Origin of the sequence: Paeniglutamicibacter cryotolerans, assembly GCF_014190875.1 — a bacterium.
Taxonomy (GTDB): Bacteria; Actinomycetota; Actinomycetes; order Actinomycetales; family Micrococcaceae; genus Paeniglutamicibacter; species Paeniglutamicibacter cryotolerans.
This window is the reverse complement of record NZ_JACHVS010000001.1, coordinates 1,846,783-1,867,859: the sequence shown is the minus strand read 5'-3', so window position 1 is coordinate 1,867,859 and position 21,077 is coordinate 1,846,783. Positions and strand designations below refer to the sequence as shown.

At 65.1% G+C, this 21,077-nt stretch carries 20 protein-coding genes; 12 read left to right on the top strand and 8 right to left on the bottom strand.

Annotated elements, in window-relative coordinates:
* Window positions 1-16 precede the first annotated feature (16 nt).
* Window positions 17-1,432, bottom strand: a complete 1,416-nt coding sequence (locus tag E9229_RS08750) for a M20 family metallopeptidase (protein ID WP_312855644.1) — start codon at window positions 1,430-1,432, stop codon at window positions 17-19.
* Window positions 1,433-1,564: 132 nt separating this feature from the next.
* On the opposite strand from E9229_RS08750, the gene E9229_RS08745 reads away from it, so the two are divergent.
* Window positions 1,565-2,455 carry a LysR family transcriptional regulator gene (locus E9229_RS08745; RefSeq protein ID WP_246380642.1) on the top strand — a complete coding sequence of 297 codons (891 nt, stop codon included), beginning with the start codon at window positions 1,565-1,567 and terminating at the stop codon, window positions 2,453-2,455.
* Window positions 2,456-2,465: 10 nt separating this feature from the next.
* Here E9229_RS08745 and E9229_RS08740 read toward each other — a convergent pair whose 3' ends face one another.
* Entirely contained in the window at window positions 2,466-3,167 is a 702-nt protein-coding gene (locus E9229_RS08740) for a FadR/GntR family transcriptional regulator (RefSeq protein WP_183510827.1), read from the bottom strand.
* Window positions 3,168-3,298: 131 nt separating this feature from the next.
* Here E9229_RS08740 and E9229_RS08735 point away from each other — a divergent pair, with 131 nt between their 5' ends.
* From E9229_RS08735 to E9229_RS08725, 3 genes are all read left to right on the top strand, one after another.
* Complete coding sequence (locus E9229_RS08735; protein WP_183510826.1) at window positions 3,299-4,525, top strand: CaiB/BaiF CoA transferase family protein; 1,227 nt, start codon at window positions 3,299-3,301, stop codon at window positions 4,523-4,525.
* Complete coding sequence (locus E9229_RS08730; RefSeq protein WP_183510825.1) at window positions 4,522-6,033, top strand: carboxyl transferase domain-containing protein; 1,512 nt, start codon at window positions 4,522-4,524, stop codon at window positions 6,031-6,033. Before E9229_RS08735 ends, E9229_RS08730 begins: the two co-directional genes overlap by 4 nt.
* A 79-nt stretch (window positions 6,034-6,112) precedes the next feature.
* Entirely contained in the window at window positions 6,113-7,069 is a 957-nt protein-coding gene (locus tag E9229_RS08725; RefSeq protein ID WP_183510824.1) for an Lrp/AsnC family transcriptional regulator, read from the top strand.
* Window positions 7,070-7,096: 27 nt separating this feature from the next.
* On the opposite strand, the gene E9229_RS08720 is transcribed toward E9229_RS08725, so the two are convergent.
* Complete coding sequence (locus tag E9229_RS08720) at window positions 7,097-8,530, bottom strand: amidase (protein ID WP_183510823.1); 1,434 nt, start codon at window positions 8,528-8,530, stop codon at window positions 7,097-7,099.
* Window positions 8,531-8,789: 259 nt separating this feature from the next.
* Between E9229_RS08720 and E9229_RS08715 the strand changes: the two genes are divergently transcribed.
* Genes E9229_RS08715 through E9229_RS08700 form a run of 4 tightly spaced genes read left to right on the top strand, consistent with a single transcriptional unit; the run spans window position 8,790 to window position 11,811 of the window.
* Window positions 8,790-9,536, top strand: coding sequence for a DUF5058 family protein (locus E9229_RS08715; RefSeq protein ID WP_183510822.1), 747 nt, complete (start codon window positions 8,790-8,792; stop codon window positions 9,534-9,536).
* A gap of 25 nt (window positions 9,537-9,561) precedes the next feature.
* Window positions 9,562-10,314 carry a hypothetical protein gene (locus tag E9229_RS08710; protein ID WP_183510821.1) on the top strand — a complete coding sequence of 251 codons (753 nt, stop codon included), beginning with the start codon at window positions 9,562-9,564 and terminating at the stop codon, window positions 10,312-10,314.
* 4 nt (window positions 10,315-10,318) lie between these two features.
* Window positions 10,319-11,542: an amidohydrolase gene (locus E9229_RS08705; protein ID WP_183510820.1), complete on the top strand. Its 1,224-nt coding sequence runs from the start codon at window positions 10,319-10,321 to the stop codon at window positions 11,540-11,542.
* Between the two features lie 26 nt (window positions 11,543-11,568).
* A complete protein-coding gene (locus tag E9229_RS08700; RefSeq protein ID WP_183510819.1) occupies window positions 11,569-11,811 on the top strand; it encodes a DUF6953 family protein in 243 nt (80 codons plus the stop codon).
* On the opposite strand, the gene E9229_RS08695 is transcribed toward E9229_RS08700, so the two are convergent.
* Complete coding sequence (locus E9229_RS08695) at window positions 11,799-12,071, bottom strand: hypothetical protein (RefSeq protein WP_183510818.1); 273 nt, start codon at window positions 12,069-12,071, stop codon at window positions 11,799-11,801. The two genes, E9229_RS08700 and E9229_RS08695, sit on opposite strands and share 13 nt — an antisense overlap.
* A 693-nt stretch (window positions 12,072-12,764) precedes the next feature.
* Between E9229_RS08695 and E9229_RS08690 the strand changes: the two genes are divergently transcribed.
* Both E9229_RS08690 and E9229_RS08685 read left to right on the top strand, forming a co-directional pair.
* Window positions 12,765-14,174: an NAD(P)-binding domain-containing protein gene (locus E9229_RS08690; RefSeq protein ID WP_183510817.1), complete on the top strand. Its 1,410-nt coding sequence runs from the start codon at window positions 12,765-12,767 to the stop codon at window positions 14,172-14,174.
* 222 nt (window positions 14,175-14,396) lie between these two features.
* A complete protein-coding gene (locus E9229_RS08685) occupies window positions 14,397-15,593 on the top strand; it encodes an amidohydrolase (RefSeq protein WP_221184411.1) in 1,197 nt (398 codons plus the stop codon).
* A gap of 413 nt (window positions 15,594-16,006) precedes the next feature.
* On the opposite strand, the gene E9229_RS08680 is transcribed toward E9229_RS08685, so the two are convergent.
* From E9229_RS08680 to E9229_RS19360, 4 genes are all read right to left on the bottom strand, one after another.
* Entirely contained in the window at window positions 16,007-16,765 is a 759-nt protein-coding gene (locus E9229_RS08680) for a transglycosylase family protein (RefSeq protein WP_183510816.1), read from the bottom strand.
* Window positions 16,766-17,326: 561 nt separating this feature from the next.
* Window positions 17,327-17,725: an HAD family hydrolase gene (locus tag E9229_RS19370; protein ID WP_312855700.1), complete on the bottom strand. Its 399-nt coding sequence runs from the start codon at window positions 17,723-17,725 to the stop codon at window positions 17,327-17,329.
* A gap of 413 nt (window positions 17,726-18,138) precedes the next feature.
* Entirely contained in the window at window positions 18,139-18,423 is a 285-nt protein-coding gene (locus E9229_RS19365) for a UTRA domain-containing protein (RefSeq protein ID WP_246380443.1), read from the bottom strand.
* Entirely contained in the window at window positions 18,424-18,774 is a 351-nt protein-coding gene (locus tag E9229_RS19360; protein WP_312855643.1) for a GntR family transcriptional regulator, read from the bottom strand.
* A gap of 166 nt (window positions 18,775-18,940) precedes the next feature.
* Between E9229_RS19360 and E9229_RS08665 the strand changes: the two genes are divergently transcribed.
* Together E9229_RS08665 and E9229_RS08660 are read left to right on the top strand one after the other, a co-directional pair.
* Window positions 18,941-20,110, top strand: coding sequence for a TIGR03364 family FAD-dependent oxidoreductase (locus tag E9229_RS08665; RefSeq protein ID WP_312855642.1), 1,170 nt, complete (start codon window positions 18,941-18,943; stop codon window positions 20,108-20,110).
* 39 nt (window positions 20,111-20,149) lie between these two features.
* The gene (locus tag E9229_RS08660) at window positions 20,150-21,076 is read left to right on the top strand and encodes a phosphate/phosphite/phosphonate ABC transporter substrate-binding protein (protein WP_183510815.1); all 927 of its coding nucleotides are present in this window, start codon (window positions 20,150-20,152) and stop codon (window positions 21,074-21,076) included.
* The last annotated feature ends 1 nt before the right edge of the window (window position 21,077 follow it).

Sequence of the window (21,077 nt, the reverse complement as noted above, 5' to 3'; positions counted from 1 at the left end):
CCCGGTGGCGGATGGCTCAGAAACCGTTTGCGCGGTTCCCGGGATCGAATGGGCTGTTGGCGCGGACTCCCAGGTCGTAGAAGAGCCCGCACATCAGTGCCAGCCCCTGGCGCGCAATCGGTTCGAGCATGTGCTCGTTGGGCGCGTGCTGCAGGCAACCCGGGTATGAATGCGGGATCCACAAGGTAGGCAGGCCCAAGACCGCTTCGAAGACGTGGTTGGGCAGCGAGCCTCCGATGTTCGGAAGGATGACCGGGGCCCTCCCTGTGCTTTCGGCCAGCGAGTCGGCGGCCCAGGTGACCCAGGGGCTGTCCGGCTCGGTCCGGCTGGCCGGGAAGCTGTCGATGACGTGCGTGGTGACCATGTCAAAGCCGGCCTCATCCAGGTGCTGCTGAATGAGTGCTTCGAGCCCGTCGATATCGGTGCCCACCACGTGGCGCAGCTGCAGCATGGCAGTGGCGCTCCCGGGGATCGCATTGACCGGGTTCTTCACATCGGCCGCACCCATGGCCAGCACCTCGAGCGTATTCCAGCCGTAGACCCGTTCGGCGGCGCTCAGTGTGGTGTCGCCCCAGCCGGCGTCGATGATCGGGTCGTTGGCTCCGGTACCTACTTCGATGCCCTCCAGTGCCTTGCGCACCGCTGCCGGCAGGTCCGCGGGAAGCAACCCGGGCACCTTGATCCGGCCGTGCCCGTCCACCAGCACGCCGATGGCCGCAGCCAGCGTGGTGGCCGGGTTGCGGATCAGTCCGCCCCAATTTCCCGAATGGTAGCTATCGGGGCGCAGGTCCACCCGCAGTTCGATGCCGACCCCACCGCGTGCTCCGAGGAAGATCGTTGGGTCCTGGGCCGAGAGTCGTGGGCCGTCGGAGGCTATGAAGACATCGGCAGCGAGCTCCTGCCGGTGTGCCGCGGCAAATTCGGCCAGGTCCGGGGAGCCGATCTCCTCTCCGGCTTCCAGAAGGAAGACGAGGTTGAATCCCAACGCCCCGCGGGCCGCGAAGAGGATTTCCAAGGCCTTGAGGTTCACCAGGTGCTGGCCCTTGTTGTCGGCCGATCCGCGGCCGTACCAGCGCTCACCCTCGGCGGTGAGGGTGAACGGCTCCCGTGCGTTGTCCCACTGGCCCTCGTGCCCGTCGACCACGTCGGCGTGGCCGTAACACAATACGGTGGGCAGTTCGGGGCTTTCGACGCGGCGGGCGACCAGAAAGCTGTTGGACCCGTCATTCCAGTTCGGGTGCAACGTGTTCTCAAAGCCCATCAGGCCCAGCCGAGGTGCGATCATTTCTTCAAGGTATGACTTCATTTCAAACCCGTCGGCAGTATTCGTACTGACGGTCTGCCGCTGGACTAGTGCGTCGAGCTCGTCGAAGAATCGCCCGGAATCGACAAACGACACTGCCGTCTCCATGATTTTCATGCGTTCGTCCACAGCTGCACATCCTTATCCTTGTTGTATCGTGAATCACGATATCCGCAGTTCTTCCCCCTCAACCAGTGCTAGTTTTCGCAGGGGAGTTGACCTGAATGCAAACCCAGCCGAAACGAGTGACCGACCGTGCACATGCTGCCCGCCGCCCTGCTGTACTTCCACGAGGTGGCCGGCAGCGGATCCATCACCGAAGCTGCCGAGGCATTGCATGTCTCGGCCTCGGCCATCAGCCGGCAGATTACCGGGCTTGAACGCTCCACCGGAGTCGAGCTGTTCCGCCGCCACCCGCGCGGGATGGAACTGACCGAAGCCGGGACCTTGTTACTGGCCCACACCCGACGTACCGAGGCCGAATCCGAGGAACTACTCTCCGAATTGCGTGAGCTTGCCTCAGGCAAGCAACGGGTGTTGGAGATCGTTGCTTCCGAAGGCCTGGCCGCCTACCGGGTTCCGGCCGCGATCGCCGCTTTCTGCCAAGAGCACGAGGACGTCTCGGTCCATTTCTCGGTCATCCCCTCCACCGGCGCCACGCAACGGATCATAGACGGCGTTGCCGATGTGGCGATGGTTTTTGCCCTCGGTCCGCGGCGGGACGTGAAGGTAGAGTTCTCCTGCCCGGCCCCGGCCTATGCGATTGTTGCCTCCGCGCATCCACTGGCGGGGCGCAATCGGGTAGGCCTGGCCGAGCTGTGCGACTACAGGCTCTCGTTACCGTCCAAAGGCATCAGCCAGCGCGAGCTCTTCGACATCGCCGCCCAGATGGAGGGCCTGACTCCGCGCATCGCCATGACCACCGATCACATCAAACCGGCCATGGAATTCGTACGTTCGGGGGCCGGGGTCACCCTCATGAGCCACTTTGCCCACAGTGAAGGCGTGGATGATGGATTGTGCTTCATCCCGATCGACCACCCCGCCTTCGGCGAGCGCCAGGCGCAGATCCTGACCATGCCCGGACGGCGTCAGTCGGCTCTGCTCACGGCCTTCATTCAGAAGATGTCAGCGGTGCTGGCAGCCGGTTGATCCCGGCCCCCTACTTCAGCAGTTCAACGTCGGAGACCAGGTCGATGTGCGCCTGCATGGCAGCGGCGGCAGCCACCGGGTTCTGTTCACGGATCGCAGCGGCAATCAACCCGTGGGATTGCAGCGAGCGCTCGGGACGGCCGGGCTGGCCCAGGGACTCGATGCGGGTTTCAAGCACCATTTCGGAGATGAAGGCCATCAGCTGGGCCAGCACACCGGAGTGAGCCGCCGCCGTCACGGCCTCGTGGAAGAGCTCGTCTCCACCGGCACCACGTCCGCCGTCCTTGATCTCCGCCTCCATGACGCCCAATGCATGCTCGATGGCGGCCAGGTCGGCATCGGTGCGGCGCTCGGCGGCAAGGCCCGCGAGCTTGACCTCAAGCGTGCTGCGGGCCTCGACGATTTCCGGGAGCCGGTTCTGGTGTTCACGCAGCTGGCGCAGGACGGTGGCGATGGCGGGCCGGTAGACCAGCACGGCGCCGGTGCCATGCTGCACGTCCACGACGCCGAGCACCTCGAGCGCGACCAGCGCCTGGGCGAGCGTCGCGCGGGACACTCCGAGCCGTTCGGCTAGGTCCCGCTCGGCCGGCAGGTGGTCGCCGGGGCCCAATTGTTCGGCCTCGACGTAGCCCAGGATCTGTTCCATCAGCTGCTCGTAGAGGCGCGGGCGCGCGACCTTGCCCAGTGTTCCGTGCTTCGCGCGCTGCGCCATCAATGTCTCCCTAGGATTCAGGTCTCTCCCCCAATCTACCGGACACGGCCATTGACAAGGACACCTGGTGTCTAGGAGGCTAGGCCAGTGAGCCAGTTGTTTTTCCCGCACCATTCGGAATGGATCTCCCCATGACCACCATCACCCACCAGGCCCCCGATCAAGATCAAGTCACCGCCGGACCACTGTCCGGCTACACGGTGCTTGACCTGACCCGCGCTTTGGCCGGACCGCATGCCGGCATGATGATGGGCGACCTCGGCGCCCGTGTCATCAAGGTCGAGACCCCGGGCGTCGGCGACGACACCCGGGGCTGGGGACCGCCCTTCGTCGGCCCGGAGGATAACCAGCAGGCTACCTATTTCCTCTCCTGCAACAGGAACAAGGAATCCATCGCGCTGAACCTTAAGTCCGGCGAGGGCCGGGCCACGCTGGGCCGGCTCATCGCCGAATCCGACGTGCTGATGGAGAACTTCAGGACCGGAGTGCTGGACAGGCTCGGCTTCGACGTGGCGACGCTGCATGAGCTGAACCCGCGCCTGGTCATCCTCTCCATCACCGGGTTCGGGCACGACGGCCCCGAAGCGCACCGCAGCGGCTACGACCAGATCCTGCAGGGCGAGGCCGGCCTGATGTCGCTGACCGGTTCCGGACCCGATGACCCGCAACGCGTCGGGGTTCCGATCGCGGACCTGCTCTCGGGCATGTACGGGGCCTATGGCGCGCTGGCCGCCCTGCTCGAACGCGAAAAGACCGGCAGGGGCCAGGTGGTGCGCACCTCGCTGCTGGCCTCCATCATCGGCGTGCATGCCTTTCAGGGCACCCGCAATACTGTCGCCGGACAGGTACCGCGCGCCCAGGGCAACCACCACCCCTCCATTGCTCCGTACGGGCTGTTCGGCTGCCGCGGTGGCAAGGTGCAGATCAGCGTCGGCAGCCAGAAGCTCTGGCTCGCCTTCGCCACGGCTTTCGGGCTGGACACCGAACGCCCGGAATTCGCCTCCAACGCCACCCGGGTGGAAAACCACCCGGCGCTGGTAGCCGAGATCGAGGCGGCCTTCGCGGCCTACGACCCTCAAGAACTGCTGGACATGCTCGACGCTGCGGGCATCCCGGCCGGGAAGGTCCGCACGCTGGATGAGGTCTACGCCTGGGAGCAAGTGGCTTCCCAGGGCCTGCTCATCGACGTGGAGCACCCGGTACTGGGCAACATTTCACTGCCTGGTCCGCCACTGCGCTTCTTCGACGCGGCAACGGCCGCCGAAACCACTCGCACCTCACACACCGCCCCGCCGCTGCTCGATGCCGACGCGGATTCCATCCGGCAATGGCTAGACAGAATCGGGCACACCCCATGAGCACCCCGGCACTCAAGACCCCGCGCATGAGCGCCACCGAGCTGATCAACACCGTGCTGGACCCGGGGTCCTTCAGTTCCTGGGACGCCCCGGTGCAACAGCCGCGGATCAGCGACACCTACGCTGCGGAGCTCCTGGCGGCGCGGGAGAAGTCCGGCGCCGACGAATCGGTGCTCACCGGCGAGGGCCTGATCCGCGGCCGCCGCGTCGCTGTGATCGTTTCCGAGTTCCGCTTCCTCGCCGGGTCCATCGGCCAGGCGGCGGTCAACCGGATCACCGACGCCATCGAGCGGGCCACGGCGGCACGGCTGCCGCTGCTGGCCGGACCGGCCTCCGGCGGCACCCGGATGCAGGAGGGAACACTCGCGTTCCTGGGCATGGTGTCCATTACCGATGCGGTGCGCCGACACAAGGAGGCCGGGCTGCCCTACCTGGTCTACCTGCGCAACCCCACCACCGGCGGAGTGATGGCCTCCTGGGGTTCGCTCGGGCATATGAGCGTCGCCGAACCCGGAGCGCTATTGGGCTTCCTGGGCCCGCGGGTCTTCGAGACGATGACCGGCACGCCGTTCCCGCCCAATGTCCAGACGTCCGAGAACCTCTACCGCAAGGGCCTGATCGACGCCGTGGTCCCGCCCGCCGAGCTGCCGGAGATCATCGAGAAGGCCCTGCGCATCCTGCTGCCGGTCACTCATTCCGGCGTCCGCGCCCGGCCCGACACCCTGGATGTTGTTCCGGGTCCGGCCACCGCCTGGCAATCGATTCTCATCAGCCGCAACCCGCGCCGCCCGGACCTGCGCATGTTGCTGGCCGCCGGCGCCGCTGAGGCACTGCCGCTGAACGGCACCGGGCAGGGTGAAAACGATCCCGGGCTCTCGCTGGCGCTGGCCCGGTTCGGCTCGCAATCATGCATCGTGCTGGGCCACCAGCGCCCGCGCCATGCCGATGGCCCGGCCATGGGTCCGGCATCGCTGCGCGAGGCGCGGCGCGGCATGCAATTGGCCGAGGAATTGAAGCTGCCGCTGCTCACCGTCATCGACACCGCCGGCGCCGCCCTGTCCAAGGAGGCGGAGGAGGGCGGGCTGGCCGGGGAGATCGCCCGCTCGCTGAACTCGCTGATCGGGCTGCGCGCCCCCTCGGTGGCGGTGCTGCTGGGCCAGGGCACCGGGGGCGGGGCACTCGCGCTGCTGCCGGCGGATCGGATCATCGCCGCCGAACACGCCTGGCTTTCGCCGTTGCCGCCGGAGGGTGCCAGCGCGATCATCCACCGCAGCACCGAGTTCGCCCCGCAGATCGCCGCGGACCAGGGCGTGGAGGTCGCCTCGCTCAGACGCATCGGGCTGGTTGACCACGTGGTCGACGAGCGCCCGGATGCGGCGGCTGAACCGCGTGAATTCTGCGTGCGCATGGCCACCGCCATCGAGTACGAGCTGGCGCTTGCCTGCGCCACCCCGGCCGAGCAGCGGCTGGATCAACGCCGGGCCAAATTCCGACTGTTGGGGCACTGATCCGCCCCGGATACCGCACCGGGTCCTAGTATCGGATAAGGAGCACCACCGGCTGAGAGCTCAAGAAAGCGAACCCACAGTGCAGCGGACGTTGAACGACCTGGAACGACTGATCATTGCGGCCCTGCAGATCGACGGCCGGGCCACGTGGCGCAAGATCGCCACGGTCCTGGAGGAGCCCGAACGCACCGTGGCACGGCACGGTGCCGAGCTGCTTTCCTCGGGCGTCGTGACTGTCGCCGGCATGGGAGTGCGCAGCAGCACGACGCTGCTGCGCCTTGAATGCTCACCGGGCACCAGCCGGGTGGCCGCCGAGGCGCTCGCCCAACGCCCCGACACCACCTACAGCTACCTAATGACCGGTGGCGCGGATGCCGTGGCCGAGCTGAACCTGGACCCCGCTGCCGTATCGAGCGTGCTCACCACGGAAATTCCGGCAACCGTCGGGTTGGTCCGTGCGGTGAGCTACCCGGTGCTGCGCTACTTCAGGACCATCCGCGGCTGGCGCTCGGGCCTGCTCACCGACGCGCAATCCCGCGCCATGGATAACGAGTTCACCTTCGACGGAACCGACCTGAGCTCGCGCGAGCCGCTGAGCGAACAGGACGAGCGCATCATTGCCGTCCTGGTCGAGGACGGGCGCGCCAGCCTGGAATCCATTGCCCGGCGGGTCCGGATTTCCGAGACGACTGCCGGACGACGCGTGGACTGGTTACTGCGCAATAACCGGGTCACGGTGCGCACCCTGGTTGAACCGGCCGCCATGGGCCTGCCGGTCGAGGCTTTCCTGTGGATCCGCTCGGCGCCGAGCCGGGTGGAAAAGGTCGGGCAGGCACTGGCCCTGCGCCGCGAGGTCAGGTATGCGGCGGCTGTTGCCGGCGACTACCAGCTGGTCGCGAACGTGACGGTTCCGGACACCGCCGCCCTGTACTCCTTCATCACCGATCCGGCCTGGGCCGATGACGCGTACGGAATCGATTCGACGATCCTGCTCCAGGCCCGCAAGCGCGGGGGCCGGCTCATCCCCCACCCTTAGGTGGCGAATGCGCCGGCTGCGCATCCGCTATCGGGAGGCCGCGTCCCGGGCCAGCAGGCCCGGGAGCACCTCGGCGACCCGGGTCCGGTCCTCGAAGGCCTTTCCATAGCGCAGCAGGTCGGCATCGCGGTAGTGGTTCACCGCCAGTTGGAACCCGACGGGCAGCCCCGACGCGGTGAATCCCGCCGGGACCGCCAGCACCGGCAGGCTGGTGGCCGAGAGGACGCAGGCCGAACGCATCCAGTCCAGGTAGGTAGTGGATGCGGTGCCGTCGACCGCGGCCGGGTAGCGCAGTGTCGCGTCGAACGGGAGCACCTGCGCGGCGGGGCTGAGGAACACGTCGTAGCGGGAGAAGAAGCCGCGCACCGAGGCCTCCAGCCGGGTGCGTGCTGCAGTGGCCTCGATGAGCTGTTCGGCGCTCAAGGACCAGCCCAGTTCCACGTTCCAGATGACCTCCGGCTTGACCAGTTCCCGGTGCTTGCGCACCAGCGGGCCGAGCCCGGCGGCGAAGTCGGTGGCCCGTGCCCGTTCGAAGACCAGATCGGCCTCGGAGAAGTCCGGGGCCGCCTGCTCGATGATCGCGCCGGCCTCCTCGAAAACGCGCAGTTGGCGGCGCAGCACCTCCAGCACTTCGGGTTCCACCGGCATGCCGATGCCGAAGTCCTCGCTCCAGCCGATCCGCACCCCGCGCAGGTCCCCGACCAGCTCACCGGCGAAGTCCGAACCGCGCAGCGGCGAGGCGGTGGCGACCAGGTCGGACGGGCCGGCAACAGCAGACATGAACAGCGCGATGTCCGAGATTTCGCGGGCCATGGGCCCGGTGCGTCCCAGCCAGGTCCAGGCGTTGGCCGGCGAGGGCATCGGGATCACCCCGTAGGAGGGGCGCAGTCCCGCCACGTTGCAGAAGGAGGCGGGGATGCGCAGCGATCCACCCATGTCGGACCCCTCGCCCAGCGGCTGGATGCGTGCCGCCAGGGCTGCACCGAGACCGCCGGAGGAGCCTCCGGCGCTGCGGGTGGTGTCATAGGGATTCAGCGTCGTGCCGAAGACCTCGTTGAAGGTATGTGATCCGGCACCGAACTCCGGGACGTTGCTCTTGCCCGATGCCACGACTCCGGCGGTGCGCAGCCGGGCCACCACCAGGTCATCCTCGGCAGGGATGAAGCCCTTCAGGATCGGGGAGCCCTGGGTGCTGAGCATGCCCCGGGTGTTGTGGGTGTCCTTGTGCGTCATCGGCAGCCCATGCAGGATCCCGGTGTCGGCCCCGGATGCCGTCAGGGCATCGGCCGCAGCGGCCGCAGCATAGGCTGCCTCGGGGTCCTGGGTCACTACGGCATTGATGACCGGGTTGACCTCGGCAATGCGTGCGTACTGGGCGTCCAGCGCCTCCCGGGCGGAGAAATCGCGGCGCTTGATGCCCTTGGTGATCTCCGCTGCCGACATGTCCTGAAGTTCGGTCATGGCCATCCCCCTGCTCCCGGCTCGCAGCCGCTTCACTCGTTCATTCCTACTGTCCAGCACAGTCTGGCCAAGTCTTCACGGGATCGGTAGCTTTTGTCCAAATTCCCCGTTTGGTGGAGGAAATGGCCACAAATATGGCCATTGCGTCCAACTATTGTCATATTTCCCATTGAGCCGGATGGTTATGCCTACGAAGCATCAACTTGTAACGCGCGTCACTTTCACTCTTCCGAGAACCACCACCAGAGAGCCAAGGTCCATGCACCCACTGAGCATTCACGTTCCGGCCGCAGCCGGCTCCACGGACATCATGGCCGTGGCCAATTCCCCGCTCGTGTGGGCCTGCGCCCTGGGCGTCTTCGCCGTGATCTTCGTCCAGACCTTCATCTACATCAAGGCGGCCCGCCGCACGGCACCCGAGATCGGAATGCCCGCGAAGGAACTCTCCGGGGCCTTCCGCGCCGGCGCCGTTGCCTCCATCGGTCCCTCGCTCGCCGTGGTCCTGGTGGCGATCGCCCTGCTGGCCCTCTTCGGGACACCGGCCGTCCTGGTGCGCATCGGGCTGATCGGCTCCGCTGCCACCGAAACCGCCTCCGCCGGAATCGCCGCAACATCGATGGGCGCCACGCTCGGCGGGCACGACTACACCCAGCAGGTCTTTGCCGTGGCCTTCATGGCCATGAGCCTGAGCGGCGGCATGTGGATGCTCGCCACGCTGCTGCTCACCCCGATCCTGAAGCGCGGCGGCAAGCGCCTGGCTCAGGTCAGCCCGGCCGCAATGGCGATCATCCCGTGCGCGGCACTGCTAGGCGCCTTCTCCATGCTGGCCATCGCCGAAATGCCGAAATCCTGGGTCCACCTGATCACCCTGCTGGTCTCAGCGGCCGTCATGACCGGCTGCCTGCTCCTGGCCAAGAAGCTCCATGCCAGTTGGCTCAAGGAATGGGCGCTGGGCTTCGCCATCATCGTCGCCTTGGCCGTCGCCTTCGTCGCCCACACCTCCTAGCCCCCCACCTGAAAGGAACGACACCATGAGCACGCAATCACTGGACCGCGCCGAAGCCGGCATGGCCGCGTTTGAAGCGTCGACTTCCCGCTGGGGGCGAATCACGATGCTCGCCGGCCTGGTCCTCTCGCTGATCGGACCCATCTACCTCGTCGTCTTCGGCGGCCTCGACATCACCTCCGGTCAAATCTGGATCGCCTTCCTTGCCGTTGCCGCGACCTTCGGCGTGTTCTGGATCGTCGAACCGCTGACCTACTTCCCGATCCTCGGATCGGCCGCCATGTACCAGGCGTTCATGATCGGCAACATCTCCAACAAGCTGCTCCCGGCAGCCATCGTCGCCCAATCCAGCATCGGCGCCCGTCCCGGAACCAAGCGTGGCGACCTCGCAGCCGTGATGGCCATCTGCGGCGCGGCAACCGTCCACCTGACCTCGCTGCTGATCTTCGTGGGCCTGCTCGGCACCTGGCTGATGACCCGGATCCCACCCGGACTCATCGAGGTAGCCAGGCTCTACATCCTGCCCGCCCTGATGGGTGCCGTGCTGATCCAGTGCATCGCCACCATGAAGCAGATCCGCCCAACAGTCATCGCCCTCGCACTGGCACTGGTCGTCCAGTTCGCCCTGGTTCCGGCGCTCCCGAAGGCCGCCATGTTCGCCACGGCCATCGTCGTGGTCTGCACCATCCTGGCCTCCTGGTTCCTTCGCAACCGCAATATCGACCACACGGCTGCAATCGAGGACATCCCCGCCATCCAGGAAAACGAGGTTCGCTAACACCATGGAAAACACCATCACCGAGACGCTGCTCACCGACGCCGACACCACGGCGATGCACCAGATGTACATCCACCTGCACACCCATCCTGAGCTCTCGATGCAGGAACACGAGACGGCCAACTACATTGCCGCACAGCTCGACGCCTTGGGCATCGAAAACTTCCGTTGCGGGGGAACCGGCGTGGTCGGGGTGATCGAAAACGGGGAGGGCCCGGTGGTGGCCTTCCGCGCCGACACCGACGGACTGCCAATCGCCGAGGACACCGGGCTGGACTACGCCAGCACCGCTACCGGGACCTTGGAGGACGGAACCGCCGTGCCAGTCATGCACGGCTGCGGCCATGACACCCACGTCACCTCGCTGCTCACTGCGGCGAAGCTGCTGTCCCGCGATACCGCATCCTGGTCCGGAACCCTGGTGCTCGTCTTCCAGCCGGGCGAGGAGACCGCTGCGGGGGCAAGGGCCATGGTCGATGACGGGTTGTGGGACAAGGCCCCACGGCCGGACGTGGTGCTGGGGCAACACGTGATGCCGGCGCAGGCCGGGGAGATCACCATTTCCTCGGGCACGGCAATGGCGATGGCGGATGCCCTGCGGGTCACCGTTTTCGGGCGCCAGTCCCACGGCTCGCAGCCACAGTCGAGCATCGATCCGATAGTGCTCGGGGCCCACATGATCACGCGGCTGCAGACCATCGTTTCGCGCGAGCTGGATCCCACCTCCCCCGCCGTTATCACCTCGGGCACGTTCCATGCGGGACTGAAGGAAAACATCATTCCGGACCGTGCCGAGTTCACCTTGAACATCAGGACCTTCACCCAGGACGTTCGCGACCAGGTGCTGGCCGCCATCACCAGGATCATTCAGGCCGAGGCCCTTGCTTCCAACGCCCCGGCACCGCTCATCGAGGAGATCTATACCTTCCCGCGCTGCTACAACGACCCCGATACCGTCATGAGGGTCACGCTAGCCCTGCGGGACGAGCTCGGAGAGCAGGCGATCCACGAATCGGCTCCGATGATGGGCAGCGAGGACTTCGGCCACCTGGCCGATGCCATCGGCGTTCCATCGGCGTATTGGATGTTCGGTGGATTCGACCTGTCCAAGGGAACTCCGCCGGTCAACCACTCCCCGTTCTTCGGTCCGGAGATCGAGCCGACGCTCGCCACCGGGGTGCGGGCCGCCGTTTCCTCGCTGCGAGCCTTCCTCGGTGGTGCGCGGTAGGGCCCGGCGCCCCGTACCCTTATTCAATGAACAATGCACCAGAAATCGCCCAGTGGATCCTTGACCTGATCCACGAAGAGAAGACAGTCAGCCAGGAATCCGTGGTGCCACGCATCGCCGAGGCCTTCGGCGACGAGTGGGTCTACACGAACGAAAACGGTCACCCGGCCATCAACCGCGAGGTGCTCAAGGCCTTCCGCAAGCTGCGCGACGAGACGGTCCGCTGGGACCGCGAAGAGCGCTGCTGGACGATCACCTACGCCAAGTAGGCGTCACCCGGCATCGGGCCGTCGGAGGGGAGCATCCCTCCGGCGGCTTTTTGCCGTCCCGGAACAATCGTTTTCGGGCGTCGGGATTCCTCACCGATGTAGGCGCTGCGCATTCCACGGGAAATTTTCAGCGCCGCCGGCAGCAGGACCTTCAGGAACCTTTCCCGCTGGAAATTGACGGTCGGGACGATGACCGCCAACGACGCCGCCGCCGTCCTGAAATTCAGCTTGGTCGGGGCAATCGCCGTTTCCGCACTCAACCCGCGCCGGGACTCAACATGGCGCTGAGGGGAAACGGAAGGTGGTTCCCTCCGAATTTTCAGGGGTGGAATCGTTACTTCCCACCCGCCGGCATGCGCTCATGTAGCTGAACGGCATTTCGTCGGCATCGGCTCGCTCGTCACCATTGTGCCCCCTGCAGCAAAGCTGTGCTTATCACACCCAGCTGAGGGGTTTCCCACGAAACTCCCAGTCAGAACATCGGGCTGGTGACTTTCCCTACAGGCGGAGCAGGCAGAGGCTGGGTCGGGGAACCGTTCCCGCCCGCGTGATTCGGGACATCGACCCACGTCAGAATTGTTTAATTAATCGTCGAATATAACAATTTGACACTTTTCAATTTACTCAAATTAACCAAAATTTCAACGATCGATATTTGACATTCGACCGTATGAAATGCTGTTATGAGGGATATAGGCCCACCTCCTGGATTCGGATCCCAGGTGGGTCGGACGAAGCCGCTGGGCGGGCATTTTCAGCTAGCCCTCACTGCATTTGTCGCCCACTCTCCCGCGATCGGGATTGATGATTCGGGCGAGGCGCTCAAGCCGCCTCCGGAAACCGGATGAAGGACGATTGGCCTTCATTTGGCGTACCGGAAATGGCTCGCACCGGGTTGCTGCTTCACGTTTGCCTTCAGGACGCAAGGCGGATCCGGGAATGAGGAGAAAAGCATGACATTGCGAGTCGGAATCATTGGTGCGGGCCCCAGCGGCATGGCACAGCTACGGGCCTTCGAGTCTGCCCGCGCACAGGGCGCTGAGATCCCCGAGATCATTTGCTTTGAAAAGCAGGCTGAATGGGGAGGGCAGTGGAACCACAGCTGGCGCATGGGCCTGGACGGCTCGGGCGAGCCGGTGCACTCCAGCATGTACCGCCACCTATGGTCCAACGGTCCCAAGGAATGCCTTGAATTCGCGGATTACAGCTTCGACGAGCACTTCGGCCGCCCCATCTCCTCCTATCCTCCGCGCGAGGTCCTCTTCGACTACATCAAGGGCCGCGTCGAGAAGTCCGACGTGCGCAAGTACGTCCGCTTCAACACCACTGCCCGCTGGGTCGACTACAACGAGGGCACCGAGGAATTCACCGTCGTTGTCGAAGACCTGACCTCCGGCGAGACCGAAACCCACGTTTTCGACAAGCTCGTCGTTTCGGTGGGCCACTTCTCGGTGCCCAACGTCCCGGAATTCGAGGGCATCAACTCGTTCCCCGGCGAGGTCATGCACGCCCACGATTTCCGCGGCGCCGAGCGCTTCGCCGGCAAGAACCTGCTGCTGATCGGCTCGAGCTACTCGGCCGAGGACATCGGCATGCAGGCCCACAAGATGGGTGCAGCCTCCGTCACGATGAGCTATCGCAGCGCCCCGATGGGCTTCGACTGGCCCGGCACCACACGGGAACGCCCGCTGGTCAACCGCTTCGAGGGCTCTACGGCACACTTCGCCGACGGCACCATCGTCGAATTCGACGCCGTCATCCTCTGCACGGGATATCTGCACAAGTACCCGTTCCTGCCCAGCAACATGTCACTGAAGTCGAAGAACGTGCTCTACCCGGGCAACCTCTACAAGGGCGTCATCTGGCAGCAGAACACCAACCTGTTCTACCTGGGCGCGCAGGACCAGTACTACACCTTTAATATGTTCGACGCCCAGGCATGGTTTGCCCGCGACGTGATGATGGGAGGCATTGTTCTTCCCCCGCTGGCGCAGCGCAATGCTGACATCGACGCGTGGCTCAACCGCCAGGCCGCCTTGGAAAGCCATAACGCCGAGGCGGACTTCCAGACCGACTACCTCCGCGAACTCATTTCCGCCACCGACTACCCGGAGTTCGACCTGGACACGGTCTCGGAACTTTTCAAGGAGTGGATGCGCGATAAGGACGCCGATATCCTCGGGTACCGCGACAACGTGCACCGCTCGGTCATGACCGGCACCATGGCCTCCCGCCACCACACCCGGTGGATCAATGCCATGGACGACTCGATGGAACGCTACCTCAACGGCGATTCACAGAACGTCGATACCAACGCGATGGCCACCCTGTCCGGTTTCGGTCAGAGCCCGCTGATTGCGTAGCTCCAGCAGCAGCTGACGGGGCCCGGATCGCCCGCCCGACGGTGGGCGATCCGGGCCCCGTTGCGCCCTCCCCGGCAAGCCTGCTGCATCCCGCGGCTTCGTCGACCTAGTGTTGAGTGACCCGGGACACCATAACGCGTGTCCACAGGGACTTGTCGTTTGATCCGGTATAAACGCCCAGCGCTTGACCCGGATCCACCCCTTGGATGGAGCCGAACACCCATGACGAACCAAGCACCGCAGCTGACCGAACACAAGCAGGAATCCGCGGGACGCGTTGACGCGCTCGCTGACCGGCTGCTCGCATTCAGCCATCGCCTCCACGCCCAGCCCGAAACGGGCCTCAACGAGGAAATGGCAGCGACCTGGCTGGTCGGGGAACTCTCGGGCATCGAAGGCATCCGCATCCAGCACGGGCTGGGCTCCCTTCCCACTGCCGTTCGCGCCGAGATCGGCAACGGTCCGCTGGTGGCCGTCATCTGTGCGGAATACGATGCGCTGCCCGGCCTGGGCCATGCCTGCGGACACAACATCATTGCCGCGGCCGGCCTCGGCGCCTTCCTTGCACTCGCCCCCGCGGCCGACGAGCTGGGCCTCACCCTGCGCCTGCTCGGAACCCCCGCTGAAGAAACCGTCGGCGGAAAGGTGATCATGCTGCGCCAGGGCGATTTCGACGGCTCGCATCTAGCGGTGATGGTCCATCCCTCCAATCGGGACGAATCCTCCATGCTCGCCTACGCCTGCGTCGGATTGGATGTGGCCTTCAGCGGCAAGGCCGCCCATGCATCGGACGAGCCCTACAAGGGAGTGAATGCGCTGGATGCCATGACCTTGGCCATGAACGCCGTGGCACTGGCCCGGCAACAGCTCGAGCCGAACCAGCAGATGCATGGGATCATCACCGCCGGCGGGCAGGCCTCCAACATCATCCCCGACCACATCGCCGGCGAATGGATGGTGCGGGCCGACAGCCTCGAATCCCTCGATCGGGTCAAGGCGCGGTGGCGCCGCTGCTTCGAGGGCGCAGCGCTGGCCACCGGCGCCACCGTGGAGATCAAGGAAAACGGCGAGGTCTTCACCGATATGCTCCCCCACCCCGGGCTCACCGCCGCCTATGTGAAAAATGCTGCGGCACTCGGCCACCATTGCGACGATTCCGGTGTGTTGAACGGATCCACCGACATGGGAAATGTGAGCCACCATGTCGCGAGCATCCACCCGATGATCAGCCTCGATGACGATGGTCCCGACGGGCACACCCACGAGTTCGCCTCAGCCGCCGTTTCGCCGGGCGGCGACGCGGCAGCCCTGAACGGCGCCAAGGCCCTGGCGGCGACCATCATTGACGCCGCCTTGGATGCGGGGTTGCGCGCGGAACTGCTGCTCAAGCCCTGCCGTGCCAGTGAACTCATGGCATAGGCCTCCGCGTAAAAACCCTCAACCAATACCGCCCCGGTGCCTTGGCAGCGATTGCGCCCCAGAGTATTCCCCTGCTTCGGCGCAACGATGGGGCTATGTCTATAGGAGCGGCGTAGCGCCCGCTGGTAGCCAGGACCGTCCTGAACGGGAATGCCCGTATTTCACCGACGATTCGGTCATCGGCGCCGCACTTCCAGGGGTGCCCGTCGTCATCTGGGGTCCCGGAGAACCCGCGCAGATGCACGCCCGGGACGAATCGCTGGCGCTCGAATCCTTGGAGTTGGCCCATGACCAGTTCCAGGTCGTGGTTGCCCGCTGGTCTGCCGGATAGCCTTCAGCGGGAACGAAAAGGCGCGCCTCCACGGTAAATTCCCGGGAAGACGCGCCTTTTTTATTGCAGAAGCTGGAACAGCTTACTTGGCCGGAAGATCCAAGCTCTGACCGACGAAGATCAGGTCCTGGTTAGGCACGACGTCCGCGTTCAGGTTGTAGAGACCCTGCCACGAATTCAGGCCCTGCGACTGGGCGATCTTGAACAGGGTATCGCCCGTCTTCACCACGTAGTTCTTGCCCGAATCGGCAACCGTCACGGCTGCCACGTGGCGGGCCTGCGGGGTGCTCGACTTGTGGGTTGAAGCCGGTGCCTGGGCGCGGTGCTTAGCCGTGCTGACGTATGACTTAGCCGGGGTGTATGACTTCTTGGCTTCGTAGGACGTCGCCGGGGCATACGACTTCTTGGCGTAGGTCTTCGTGCTTGCGCTGGGGGTGTAGGTCGACTTCTTGACCGTGGTGGCCGCGGCCGGAGCCGAGCTCTTTCCACCGCGCAGGCCGGCCTTGGCGGAGCATACGGGCCATGCACCCCAGCCCTGTCCGGCCTTGACCTTTTCGGCTACGCGGATCTGCTCGCTCTTGCTGGCGTTTGCCGCGTTGCCCTTGCCGCCGTAGGCCTTCCAGGTGGAGGGGGTGAACTGCAACCCGCCCGAGTAGCCGTTACCGGTGCTGATGCCCCAGTTTCCACCGGATTCACACGCGGCGATGGTGTCCCAGGTGGAGGTGGAGGCAGCCGAGGCAGGAGCAACGGATGCCGCCATTCCCGCACCGACAATAGCCAGAGCTGCAACGGTGGCTGCGCCACGACGAAGGTTCTTATTCTTGGAATTCTGCTGGATCATGCTTCTCCAGTGCCATCCGCGCTCAGACCGTCCCCGGTCTTCTCTGCGCCGTTGTCCGGCGTCGCTATCGACGTCAAATGGTCCGTATGCTGGGTGGACAACGGAGGATTACCAGCAATGGATGTCTCGATTCCGCGAAGTCCGCGTTATCTAAACGTTACTATTACCGTACGGGCGTACCAGGGGGGTCCGTCAAGCCCTATTCACAATAATTTGACTACTATCAGGTAGCTGTCAGCTGACCCAGCGAACTCACATTTATTCATGGTTTCCCGGGGAAATGGCCTCGCCTCTCCCCGTGATGCTCTAGTCGCCAGTACTCTGACCAGTGGATTTCATGTCAATTGAAATGTTGACGACGAGAGCCCCAGCAGATCGGAGAAGAGCCGGAACAGCCCCTTTTTGGATGCCGAATCGAACAGAAAGTAATCTCACAAACTTTCCGAAACTGTGCCCGTCGGGCAAGATCAGCGCACCAACGCATAACAAAAAGGACTCGGCCAACATCCAGGCCAGGAAACGCCCGCTATCCAATTGAGACCAATGTGCGGGCAAAGTCGGTTAGCTGATCTTCAAGAGCCCCGGAATGTCCCTCACCCCACCGAGCACGTGGATATGCGGATGGACGTCGATGTCGGCGCGGTGCAGCTCGCCGGTGCGTACCCCCGCCGCCACGACGCCGGCGTTCCTTGCCGCGGCCAAGTCGTTGACCGTGTCGCCGGCAGCCAGGACCCGGCGTACGTCGCAAACCCCGGTCAGCTCCATCAGGCGGTGGATCACATGCGGAGCAGGGCGTCCGGCAGCCACCTCGTCGCTGGCAACCACAGCATCAAGGATTTGACCGTCCCCCACGCCCCGGCCCCGTCCGGATAGCCGAGGATCCACCACAGCTCGAGAATATCCATTGGCCAGACCGTCCTTGTTACCAGCGGCCGTGAGGGCGCGCAGTGCATCGTCCACTCCCGGCAGCCCCACCGACGGCGCGGCGGAATGGTAGCGGCCCACAGTTCACGGAAGCACTCGGACGTATCGCCCGCCAGGAACGGTTCCGGGATACTGCTGCCGAGGCCGATCAGTGCCGTAATCGCCTCGCCCTTGTCCGCACCCATCCAGGCCGGCAGGTTCTCTGCCGTGACCTCTGCACCGGCGTCGCGTACCGAGGTTTCCAGCGCACTCCAGACATCCCCGTGTTCGTCGATGCTCGTTCCCGCCATGTCGAAGGCACCTCGTTCGATCATTCTCTTGCTTTTCCATGCAGAGGCGGGAATGCGGATTAACGCGGCCCTGGTTTCCCGGGTATTTTCAATGACGAAATTAGCCAGGGCGGGGACGTAGCGGTCATCGGAATACTCCAGCACTTCACCCCGCGATGACTAGGTCAGCCTCCGTTCGCGCAGCAGCGGCGACGATTCCTCGACGCCGAGCAGTTCGGCATCTCCTGCAGTGGCAGCCACGGCGTCGATGGTGTGCCGACCACGGCGCAGGTCGACACCGGCATCGCTGAGGAAACCGAAGATGGAACCCGAATCCGCATCGAAGTCGAAGAGACGCCGACCCACCGAGTGCACGAAGGCGGAGGCCTCCACCATCGCCGGCACCCCGTCGAGCAGTCGAAGCCGCACTACCTGAACCACCGGATCCCGCCGGGAGATGCCCAACTACGTGGCGATTTCCTCCGATGCCGGACGGAGGGCAACTTCAAGCGTCCGCTGCCCCGGAACGCTGCCCGTAGCCAAGGCCCACTCGGTGAACGACATGAAGGTGGCGAACGGTTGCGAGGGCACCGGGCGCGAGACCACCGGCACCTTCCCACGGCCACCGGTAATCAGCCCCTCGGCGCGAAACACCGACAGGGCCCGGCGGACGGTGCCGCGCGATGCCCCCGTGGCCATGCACAACTCGGCTTCACTGGGGAAACTGCCGCCCTCGGTGAAGCGTCCATCCTGGATCTGTCCACGCAGTTCACCGGTCAGGCGCAGGTGTATTGGCTGGATCGGGAAATTGTCCACGACTTGAGCATACAAGCTCTATGACCTGCTTTTTCAGGTGGTTAGGTAAACGCCCGATGAACAGTTTCCATCCCCCGGACAGACAAAATGAACCGTGAATGAACATGTCTGAACAAGTGCCGTTTCGACTTGTTCTGGGCCCCATCCACCGGCAAATGTAGAAGCCGTGAACACCAACAACACAACAATCGAAGCCACCGGCGAACCGCTGGCCACCAGCGACGTCCTGATCGTCGGGGCCGGCATCATCGGCCTGGCCCACGCCGCCCTCGCCCTGGACAAGGGCCTGTCAGTCACGGTGATCGATCGCGACCACCTGGCCGTCGGCGCATCGGTCCGCAACTTCGGCCACGCCTGCATTACCGCCCAGTCGGGCGAGCTGTACGAACTGGCCCAGAACGGCCGCAAGCATTGGCTCGCATTTGCACGACGGGCCGGATTCTGGGCCGCCGAGTCCGGCGCACTGGTCGTTGCCGGCACCCGCACCGAGCTGGCCGTACTGCGCGAATTCGCTGCGGCGCGGCCCCCCGGGCAGATCACGCTGCTGGATGCCGAGTCGGTCCGATCCCGCCTCGGCCGCGAGGATACAGCGGGCATCCTCGGTGGGGCCTTCCTCGCCGATGACCTGCGCGTGGATCCGCGCACCACGGTCGGGACGCTGGCCGCCTGGGTCGACGCCGGCCCCGGAGGCCGGGTCATGTTCAACACGGCGGCGCTGGGCTTCGGCTCCGGCACCCGGCGCACCGCCGCCGTCCACACCAGCCGCGGGCGGCTGGAAGCCGATCAGGTGTTCGTCTGCGTCGGGCACGATGTCGACTACCTTTTCCCGGAACTCGCCGCCGGGCACAAGATCAAGCGCTGCACCCTGCAAATGACATCGGCACAGGCACCTGCAGGCACCCGGATCGCCGAGGCCGTCCTGACCGCCACGTCGATGCTGCGCTATGCGGCCTTCACCGAGGTTCCCTCGGCCGAGGCGTTGCGCAACGAAGTCAGCCAGCAGGCACCGGAGCTGCTGGAGATCGGGGCAAACCTCATGTTCACCCAGCGCCCCGATGGAACGCTGCTGCTCGGTGATTCGCATGCTTACCACGCAACGGCCGATCCCTTCCTCGCCGAGGACACCACCAACAGGCTTCTCCGCGCGGCCCAGGAGGTCCTCGGCGCCGGAGACCTGCACCTGACCGAACGATGGCAGGGCATCTACGCCTCCTCCGAGGTTGCTCCGCTGTTCATCAAGGACATCGGCCCCGGCATCACCGCCGTCTCCGTCACCGCCGGCATCGGCATGACGATCTCCTTCGGCCTGGCCGAACGAAACCTCGCCTCGCTCTAACCCACGCTCACTCGCCTTTTCCAGTAAGGAAGAACCACCATGAAGCTTTCCCGCATCGCCCCGCTCTCCCTCGCCCTTCTCGCCGCCTTGTCACTGGCGGCCTGTTCGACGCCCCGTGCCCCGGGCGCCCAGGGGGCCGACGAATCCACCCCGGCATTTTGTGCCAAGGGCCCGCTGAAGATGGGCATCGAACCGTTCGAGGACCCCTCCAAGTTGGAACCGGCCTACCAGGTGCTGGCCGGCGCCCTGGAAAAGCGGCTCGGCTGCGAGGTCCAGGTCCAGGTCGTGGAGGACTACTCCGCAGAAGTCCTGGCCATGCGCAACGGCCGCCTGGACATCGGCCAGTTCGGGCCAATGGGCTTCGTCTTCGCCTCGGAAAAGGCAAACGCCGAACCCCTGGCCTCCTTCGGTACGGCCGACGGCAAGCTGAGCACCTACACCGCAGGGATCTGGGTCCCGAAGGACTCGGAGATCAAGGACATCAACGACCTGGCCGGCAAGGACCTGGCCCTGGGATCGGTCGGTTCGACCTCCGGGGACGTGCTACCGCGCTACGCACTGAAGAAGGCAGGCATTCAGGAGAAGTCGCTGAACATGAACTACGCCGGAGGGCATCCCGAGGCCCTGCTTGCCCTGGTCAACGGCACGGTAGACGCGGCGCAGTTGAACTCGCAGACCCAGGCCAGCGCCATTGCCTCTGGCAACTTCACACCCGGGGACTTCCGCCAGATCTGGGCCTCCGACCCGACCCCGAACGACCCGATCACCGTCTCTGCCGACGCCGACCCGGCCTTCAAAACGGCTGTCAGGGAGGCGCTGCTGAACCTCCCTGCCGACGACGTCGCCGCCGTCGGCGAATTCCTGGACGTGACACCCGCCGGCAAGCTGCTGGCCGTCGACAAGGAAACCTACGCCCCGCTCTTCGACCTGGCCGCCACCATGGGCCTGACCGAGAAGGACCTCTAAA

What these genes read in the sequence shown, in the direction of transcription:
- E9229_RS08745 (WP_246380642.1), top strand. Translation starts at nt 1,565, where the DNA reads ATGCTGCCCGCCGCCCTGCTGTACTTCCACGAGGTGGCCGGCAGCGGA.
- E9229_RS08685 (WP_221184411.1), top strand. Translation starts at nt 14,397, where the DNA reads ATGACGAACCAAGCACCGCAGCTGACCGAACACAAGCAGGAATCCGCG.
- E9229_RS08690 (WP_183510817.1), top strand. Translation starts at nt 12,765, where the DNA reads ATGACATTGCGAGTCGGAATCATTGGTGCGGGCCCCAGCGGCATGGCA.
- E9229_RS08740 (WP_183510827.1), bottom strand. Translation starts at nt 3,167, where the DNA reads ATGGCGCAGCGCGCGAAGCACGGAACACTGGGCAAGGTCGCGCGCCCG.
- E9229_RS08700 (WP_183510819.1), top strand. Translation starts at nt 11,569, where the DNA reads ATGAACAATGCACCAGAAATCGCCCAGTGGATCCTTGACCTGATCCAC.
- E9229_RS08715 (WP_183510822.1), top strand. Translation starts at nt 8,790, where the DNA reads ATGCACCCACTGAGCATTCACGTTCCGGCCGCAGCCGGCTCCACGGAC.
- E9229_RS08730 (WP_183510825.1), top strand. Translation starts at nt 4,522, where the DNA reads ATGAGCACCCCGGCACTCAAGACCCCGCGCATGAGCGCCACCGAGCTG.
- E9229_RS08720 (WP_183510823.1), bottom strand. Translation starts at nt 8,530, where the DNA reads ATGACCGAACTTCAGGACATGTCGGCAGCGGAGATCACCAAGGGCATC.
- E9229_RS08735 (WP_183510826.1), top strand. Translation starts at nt 3,299, where the DNA reads ATGACCACCATCACCCACCAGGCCCCCGATCAAGATCAAGTCACCGCC.
- E9229_RS08660 (WP_183510815.1), top strand. Translation starts at nt 20,150, where the DNA reads ATGAAGCTTTCCCGCATCGCCCCGCTCTCCCTCGCCCTTCTCGCCGCC.
- E9229_RS08705 (WP_183510820.1), top strand. Translation starts at nt 10,319, where the DNA reads ATGGAAAACACCATCACCGAGACGCTGCTCACCGACGCCGACACCACG.
- E9229_RS08710 (WP_183510821.1), top strand. Translation starts at nt 9,562, where the DNA reads ATGAGCACGCAATCACTGGACCGCGCCGAAGCCGGCATGGCCGCGTTT.
- E9229_RS08680 (WP_183510816.1), bottom strand. Translation starts at nt 16,765, where the DNA reads ATGATCCAGCAGAATTCCAAGAATAAGAACCTTCGTCGTGGCGCAGCC.